This window comes from Phenylobacterium sp., from assembly GCF_037138395.1.
Taxonomy (GTDB): Bacteria; Pseudomonadota; Alphaproteobacteria; order Caulobacterales; family Caulobacteraceae; genus Phenylobacterium.
Genome location: NZ_JBAXIM010000133.1, coordinates 1 through 7,071 on the forward strand (window position 1 = coordinate 1; position 7,071 = coordinate 7,071).

Consider the following 7,071-nt stretch of genomic DNA (forward strand, 5'->3'; position numbering starts at 1 on the left):
CCTCAATCACACCCACCGCGCGGACAGGGCCCGGGGGCGACATGGCGAGGGCCGAGAACCAGAGGGCGGAGGCCCCGGGCCCTGTCCGCGCGGTGGGTGTGATTGAGGCGCCCATCGCCGCCCTGGTCGGCCGGACCCTGTTCCGGGAGAAGCTGACGGCCCGCCAGCTGGCCGCCGGCATGGCCACCGCCCTCGGCATGGTGATGACGGCCCTGAACTGAGGGGGCAGTATGCGAGTGAAAACGGGAGGGAAGACATGACCGGACCGCTCGCCTTCGACCTCGAGGCCCGAACCGCCGAGCTTTCGCGGGGCGGCTACACGGTGATCGAGGACTTCCTGTCCCCGCAGGCCCTTGCCGAGACCCGGGACCGAATCGACGCCCTGTCCGGCCAGCATCGCGGACGGAACGCCTTCGAGGGCTTCTCGACGGAGCGCATCTACACCCTGGTCGCCCGGGGCGCTGTCTTTGAGGCCATGGTCGAGGACGCCCGGCTTCTGGCCCTGCTCGACCGTTTCCTGCTGCCGGGCTACCTGCTGACCGCCAGCCAGTCGATCCGGATCCTTCCCGGCGAGGCGGCCCAGGCCCTGCACATCGACGACGGTTTCTACCGGCTGCCCCGGCCGCGCCCGGCGGTGAGCCTGACCCTGATCGCCGCCATCGACGCCTTCACCGAAGACAATGGCGCCACCGACATCCTGCCGGGCTCCCACCTCTGGGACGAGGCTCGGGCGGCCGCAGCCCTTGCGGCCGGGGGCGGTCCCGGCCTCCTTCCTGCGGTCCTGCCCGCCGGTGGGGCCATCGTCCTCCAGGGCAGCCTGATCCACCGGGGCGGGGCCAACCGTAGCGGGGCCCCGAGGCTGGCCGTCACCCACCAATACTGCCAGCCCTGGGCGCGACCCCAGGAGAACTTCTTCCTCGCCATCCCCAAGGCCCAGGCCGCTGCCTTTTCGCCCCGTCTGCAAGCCCTGCTGGGCTATGAAATCTGGCCGCCCTTCATGGGCCACGTGACCGCCCACCATCCGCGCAGGGCGCTGGAATCCGGCTGGACGCCGCCCATCGCGCGCCCCTGAGGCCGGGGCCGGATGGAATCCGCAGGCCAGCGGGGTCGAGGGGGACGGATTCGTCTTGAATTCAACCCATTCGCAGGGCAGAGGACGATGTATTCAGCCCAGTCGGGGCCGGGTCCGACGGCGCGCGCCAGGGGAGGCGACGAAGGCCGCGGATCCAGACCCTCGCCAGGCCCCTCCCACGCTGCCCTCCGCCTCCGGGAAACTGTATGTTTGCGTCCCTCTTCGGCTCTGTCACCAAGGACATCGCCATCGACCTCGGCACCGCCAACACCCTCATCTACATGAAGGGGCGGGGCATCGTGCTGAACGAGCCCTCTGTGGTCGCCCTGCGCACGGTTGGCGGTCGCAAGGAGACCTATGCGGTCGGCCTTGAAGCCAAGCAGATGCTGGGCCGGACCCCCGGCCACATGGAGGCCATCCGGCCCCTGCGAGACGGTGTCATCGCCGACTTCGAAGTGGCCGAGGAGATGATCAAGTACTTCATCCGCAAGGTTCACAACCATAAGGGCTTCGTGAACCCCAAGGTCATCGTCTGCGTACCCTCGGGCGCCACTGCGGTGGAACGCCGGGCCATCAAGGACAGCTGCCTGAACGCCGGCGCCCGCCGCGTCGCCCTGATGGATGAGCCCATGGCGGCCGCTATCGGCGCTGGCCTGCCGATCCACGAGGCCACGGGTTCGATGGTGGTGGATATCGGCGGCGGCACCACAGAGGTGGCGGTGCTCTCCCTCTCGGGCGTTGTCTATTCCCGCTCGGTCCGGGTTGGCGGCGACATCATGGATGAGGCGATCATTTCGTATATGCGCCGCAACTTTAACCTGCTCATCGGCGAGACCACGGCCGAGCGGATCAAGAAGGAAATCGGCACTGCCCGGCCACCCGAGGAGGGCGACGGCCTGGCCATCGACGTCAAGGGCCGCGACCTCATGCAGGGCGTCCCGCGGGAGGTCCGAATAGCCGAGCGGCAGGCTGCCGAAGCGCTCTCCGAGACGGTCTCCCAGATTGTCGAAGCCGTGAAGATGGCCCTGGAGTCCACGCCGCCGGAGCTGGCGTCCGACATCGCCGACAAGGGCATCATGCTTACGGGCGGGGGCGCCCTGCTGAGGGGTCTGGACGCCGAGATCCGCGACCATACCGGCCTGCCGGTCACCGTCGCCGACGATCCGCTCTCCTGCGTGGCCCTGGGTTGCGGCAAGGTGCTCGAGCATCCGGCCTGGATGAAGAGCGTGATGGACGCCGGCGCGGCCTGACGGCGCTCTGGCGGGAATCGCGGGAACGGGAAATCTAGGCGGAGCTGGTCGGCAGCGCAGAGCAGGGGGGCCTCCTTCGGTCGGGGCCCCGGGGAGATCGTCGGTTCCGTGTCTTTCAGGGACAATCCCTTCGGCGAGGTCAGGCTGCCTCTGCTTCTGGGTGCAGCGGCAGCCGCCGTGGTGGCCCTCCTGGTGGCCTTCGCCCTGCTGATGGCGGACCGGCGACAAACCTACCAGGCAGGCGCCTCCAGCGCCCTGCGCAGGGCCTCGGACCAGGTGGTGGCACCGGTCACCGGCGCCCTGGCGGCCCCCGTCCGCTGGATGGGGGGTGTCGGGCAGGGGATCACCGGCTACTTCTTCGCGGTCTCCGAGAACCGTCGCCTGAAGTCCGAGCTGGCCATCGCCCGCTCCTGGCGTGAGAAGGCGGTCACCCTCGCGGACGAGAACGCCCGATACCGCGCCCTCCTGGGCCTGTCCCTGGACCCGCCCGCGCCCATGGTCACCGCAAGGGCGGTCAGCGAAAGCCGGGGCCCCTACGCCAACACCCGCCTCATCAACGCCGGATCGGAACGCGGCGTAAAGGTCGGCCATCCGGTGCTGACCGAGAACGGCCTGGCGGGCCGGGTGATCGGTGTGACGCCTCGGGTCAGCCGGATGCTCATGCTGACCGACGCCGCCTCCCGCACCCCGGTCATGATCCAGCGCACCCGGGCCCGGGCGATCCTGACAGGGGATGGCGGCTGGGCACCGGAACTGGCTTTCCTGAGGGGACGGGACGCGGCGAAGGAGGGCGACCTGGTCCTGACCTCCGGGGATGGCGGCGTCCTGCCCCGTGGCCTTGCGGTCGGCCGCGTCGTCCGCGGCGCCGACGGGGGATGGCGGGTCCGGCTGGCCACTGACGCGGCGCCCATCGACTATGTCCGGATCGTGATGTTCGAGGACTTTGTGAAGCTCGAGGACCTGCGCGCCCTGAGCCGGCCCTCGCCACCACCGCCGCCGACCCCGGTGTCCGCTCTTCCAGTTCCGAAGCCGAAGCCGAAGGCCACTCAGGCAAAGCCCGTTCAGGCAATCCCCACTCGGGCAATCCCCGCTCAGGCAAAGCCTCCGCCGCCCCCGGCCGCCCAGCCTGCGCCCGCCCGGGAGCCTGCCGCATGACCGCCGTAGCCCGTCCCCTGAGATTCTCCCGCTGGATCGGGGCGCCGTTGCTGGCCTGCCTGGCGTTGAGCCTGGTCCTGGCGACACCGATCCACGTGCTTGGCCTGCCCTTGCCGGAACCCGTGACCCTGATGGTCCCGGCCTTTGCCTGGGGGGTCATCCGCCCGGCCCTGGCGCCGGCCTTTGCCCTGTTGCTGGGCGGCCTCGCCCTCGACGTGCTCTGGGGTGCCCCGTCCGGCCTCTGGGCCATCTCACTGCTGGCCGGCTACCTGCCAGGCCTGGCCATCCGTAACGTCCTTGCCGGCCAATCGAACCTGGTGCTGGGCGCCTGGTATGCGGTCAGCTGCCTGGTCGCCCAGGGCGTGGGCTGGCTGATCGCCGCAGCTGTGACGGGAAGCCCACCCGCCCTTGCGGCGACCGGCCTGCAGTGGCTGTCAACAGTCCTGCTCTTCCCCTTCACCGTCTGGCTGATCGCGTACTTCCGCGACGCTGACGTCCGGTTCCGCTGACCGCCGTGACCCAGCCCTCGATCATCCTTTCCGACGTCAACGTCCGGCAGAGCGTTTTCCACCGGCGGACCTTCTTGCTGGGTGGTGGCATCGCCCTGGGGGTGGCCGCCCTCGGCGGGCGCCTCGCCTCGCTCCAGCTGGTCGAGACGGACCGCTACGCCAAGCTGTCGACCTCCAACCAGTTCAACTTCCGGCTGGTGCCCCCGCCGCGCGGGGTGATCACCGACCGGAACGGCGCCATCCTGGCCACCAACCGTCCCAACTTCCGGCTGCTGTACGCCCGCCAGAAGGACCAGGACCCCGAGGCCATGATCTCGACCCTGGCGGCCTACCTGCCCATGGACGACGCCCGGCGCCAACGCATCCTCCGGGACCTCGGCAACGCGCCCCGCAACACGCCGGTGGCGATCATGGAGGACATCACCTGGGAGCAGTTCTCGGCGGTGAACATCCGCGCCACCGAGCTTCCCGGAGTGACGGCCGACATGGGCGAGGTGCGGGTCTATCCGCATGGCGGCGCCTTCGCTCACGTGGTCGGTTATGTGGCCAAGGTGAACAAGGAGGACATTACCGAGACCGGGCCCAACGCCGATCCGATGATGCTGCATCCTGGGTTTCGGATCGGCCGCCAGGGGCTGGAGAAGTCCCTAGACCTGAAACTGAGAGGCCGCCCGGGCGCGCAGAAGGTCGAGGTTGACGCCCGTGGCCAGCAGGTGCGTCTCGCTCCCGGTGGGGACATCCCGGCGCTCGCCGGCAAGGAAGTCCAGCTCAGCCTCGACATGGACCTGCAGCTTCGGGGCCTGGAGCTCTTCGGCGAGGAGAGCGGCGCGGCGGTGATGATGGACTGCCAGTCCGGCGACATCCTGACCCTGATCTCGGCGCCCAGCTTCGACGCCAACCGTTTCGTCCGCGGCCTCAGCGGGACGGAGTACCGCGCCCTTGCCGAGTATGACCACAAGCCCCTGTTCAACAAGGCGCTGACGGCCACCTATCCGCCGGGCTCGACCTTCAAGACCCTGGTCGCTGTCGCGGCCCTGGAGCATGGCGTCGATCCTAAGATGACGGTCAACTGCCCGGGCTTCTGGAACTTCGGCAATCGCCGCTGGCGGTGCGATGGCGTGCATGGCCGTAACAACATGCACGACGCCATCTCGACCTCGTGCGACACCTATTTCTATACCATTTCTATCCGGCTGGGACCGGACCGGATCGCGGCGGTGGCTCGGCGTTTCGGCCTTGGCGAGACCTATGACATCGGGATCCCCGGCCAGCGCAAGGGCCTTGTGCCCGACACCGAGTACAAGAAGCGCACCTTCAAGCGGGACCCAGTCTGGCATCCGGGAGAGACCCCCAGCATGGGGATCGGCCAAGGCTACACCCTGGTCAACGCTCTGCAGCAATGCGTCATGACAGCGCGAATTGCCAACGGCCGGAAGGCCCTGGCGCCCCGGCTGATCCGCTCGATTGGCGGCGTGCCCACCCCCGAGGGCTCCGCAGCCCCCGACCTGGGGTTCAACCCCGATCACCTGGCCTTTGTCCGCGAGGCCATGGCCTCGGTGACCACACGGGGCACGGCCGCGCGAACCGGCCAGATCGGCCTGGGCGACATCCGGATGGCCGGCAAGACCGGGACGGCGCAGGGCTACAACTACCAAAATGGCGGACGGGGTGTGCACGGCACCAATGGTCCCTGGCATCTGCGTGACCATGCCTGGTTCGTCGGCTTTGCCCCCCATGACGCGCCGCGCTATGCGGTGGCGGTCCTGGTGGAGCATGGGGGCTTCGGCGCCCAGGCCGCTGCGCCCCGGGCCCGGGACCTCATGCGGCTGGCCCTGCTGCAGGATCCCGAGCTTCGCGGCCGGATCGAGCGACCTCCGGCTCCGGCGGCGACGGTCGCCCAGGGCCCGGTTGTACCGGAGGCGCCCGCATGACCTTCGGCGGATTGACGTCCCGGTCCGAGCGCGGCCGGCTGATCGACAAGCTCCTCGAGATCGACCGGGTCTTCTCTCTCGCCCTGATCCTGATCGCGGGCGCCGGCGCCCTGATGATGTTCTCCATCGCCGGCTCCAGCTGGGAGCCCTGGGCGGCCAATCACCTGATCCGCTTTGGCGTGGCCTTCGTCCTGATGGTGGTCCTGGCCGTCATCGACCTCAGGGTCTGGGCGGCGGTGGCCTATCCGCTCTACGCCCTGGGCCTCATCCTGCTCATCGCGGTGGAGGTGGTCGGCGACGTCCGCCTGGGCGCGCAGAGGTGGCTGGACCTGGGGCCCCTTGGCAGTTTCCAGCCCTCGGAAATCATGAAGCTGGGCCTCGTCCTGGCCCTTGGCCGGTTCTATCACGGCCTGTCAGCGGACCGGGCGCGGCTGTCCTGGAATCTGCTGATCCCGGTGGCCCTGATTGCCGCCCCGACCCTGCTCGTCGCCCACCAGCCTGACCTTGGGACCGCCATGCTGCTGGCCCTGACCGGCCTGACGGTGGTGGTCCTGGCCGGCCTGTCCTGGCGGATCATCTTCGCGGGGGCGGGTCTCGCCGCCCTGGCGGCGCCGGCTTTTATCCTCTTCGGCCTCCATGACTACCAGAGGCAGAGGATCCTGACCTTCCTGAACCCGGAGAGCGACCCCTCGGGCTCCGGCTACCATCTCCTGCAGTCCAAGATCGCCCTGGGCTCCGGCGGCCTCCTGGGCAAGGGCTATGGCCTGGGTTCCCAGAGCCAGCTCAACTTCCTTCCGGAGAAACAGACGGACTTCATCTTCGCCACCCTGGCCGAGGAGTTCGGGTTTGTCGGCTGCATGGCGGTGCTGCTGCTCTATTGCGCCGTCATCTTCACATCCCTGCGCACGGCCTCGGTGGCCCACTCCCACTTCGGTCGCCTGACGGCGGCGGGGGTCACCTCGACCTTCGCCCTCTATGTGCTGATCAACGGGGCGATGGTGATGGGCATGGCACCGGTTGTCGGCGTGCCCATGCCCCTCCTGTCCTACGGGGGCTCGGTCATGCTGACCGTGATGATCGGCTTCGGCCTTGTCCAGTCCGTCCGGGTCCATCGCTACGACGAAGTCACCGGGTCCAAGAGTTCGCTGTTCTAG

Annotated in this window: 6 protein-coding genes and 1 pseudogene; all 7 read left to right on the plus strand. The window is 69.0% G+C overall.

What is annotated here, in order from left to right; translation table 11 throughout:
* A pseudogene (locus WCJ52_RS10345) lies at positions 1–221 on the plus strand (hypothetical protein); the annotation flags it as partial.
* A 35-nt stretch (positions 222–256) separates the two neighbouring features.
* Positions 257–1,072 (plus strand): phytanoyl-CoA dioxygenase family protein, encoded by an 816-nt coding sequence (locus WCJ52_RS10350; protein WP_336903227.1) that lies wholly within the window; start codon positions 257–259, stop codon positions 1,070–1,072.
* A gap of 206 nt (positions 1,073–1,278) precedes the next feature.
* Complete coding sequence (locus WCJ52_RS10355) at positions 1,279–2,322, plus strand: rod shape-determining protein (RefSeq protein ID WP_336903228.1); 1,044 nt, start codon at positions 1,279–1,281, stop codon at positions 2,320–2,322.
* A 108-nt stretch (positions 2,323–2,430) separates the two neighbouring features.
* Positions 2,431–3,477 carry a rod shape-determining protein MreC gene (gene mreC / locus WCJ52_RS10360; protein ID WP_336903229.1) on the plus strand — a complete coding sequence of 349 codons (1,047 nt, stop codon included), beginning with the start codon at positions 2,431–2,433 and terminating at the stop codon, positions 3,475–3,477.
* On the plus strand, positions 3,474–3,986 hold the full coding sequence (locus WCJ52_RS10365) for a hypothetical protein (RefSeq protein ID WP_336903230.1): 513 nt from the start codon (positions 3,474–3,476) through the stop codon (positions 3,984–3,986). The genes mreC and WCJ52_RS10365 overlap by 4 nt, the downstream gene beginning before the upstream one ends.
* Before the next feature lie 5 nt (positions 3,987–3,991).
* Positions 3,992–5,917, plus strand: a complete 1,926-nt coding sequence (gene mrdA / locus WCJ52_RS10370; RefSeq protein ID WP_336903231.1) for a penicillin-binding protein 2 — start codon at positions 3,992–3,994, stop codon at positions 5,915–5,917.
* Positions 5,914–7,071 carry a rod shape-determining protein RodA gene (gene rodA, locus WCJ52_RS10375; protein WP_336903232.1) on the plus strand — a complete coding sequence of 386 codons (1,158 nt, stop codon included), beginning with the start codon at positions 5,914–5,916 and terminating at the stop codon, positions 7,069–7,071. Before mrdA ends, rodA begins: the two co-directional genes overlap by 4 nt.

Excerpts from the sequence above, each read along its gene's own strand:
- WCJ52_RS10350 (WP_336903227.1), top strand. The coding sequence starts at position 257 with ATGACCGGACCGCTCGCCTTCGACCTCGAGGCCCGAACCGCCGAGCTT.
- WCJ52_RS10355 (WP_336903228.1), top strand. The coding sequence starts at position 1,279 with ATGTTTGCGTCCCTCTTCGGCTCTGTCACCAAGGACATCGCCATCGAC.
- WCJ52_RS10365 (WP_336903230.1), top strand. The coding sequence starts at position 3,474 with ATGACCGCCGTAGCCCGTCCCCTGAGATTCTCCCGCTGGATCGGGGCG.
- rodA (WP_336903232.1), top strand. The coding sequence starts at position 5,914 with ATGACCTTCGGCGGATTGACGTCCCGGTCCGAGCGCGGCCGGCTGATC.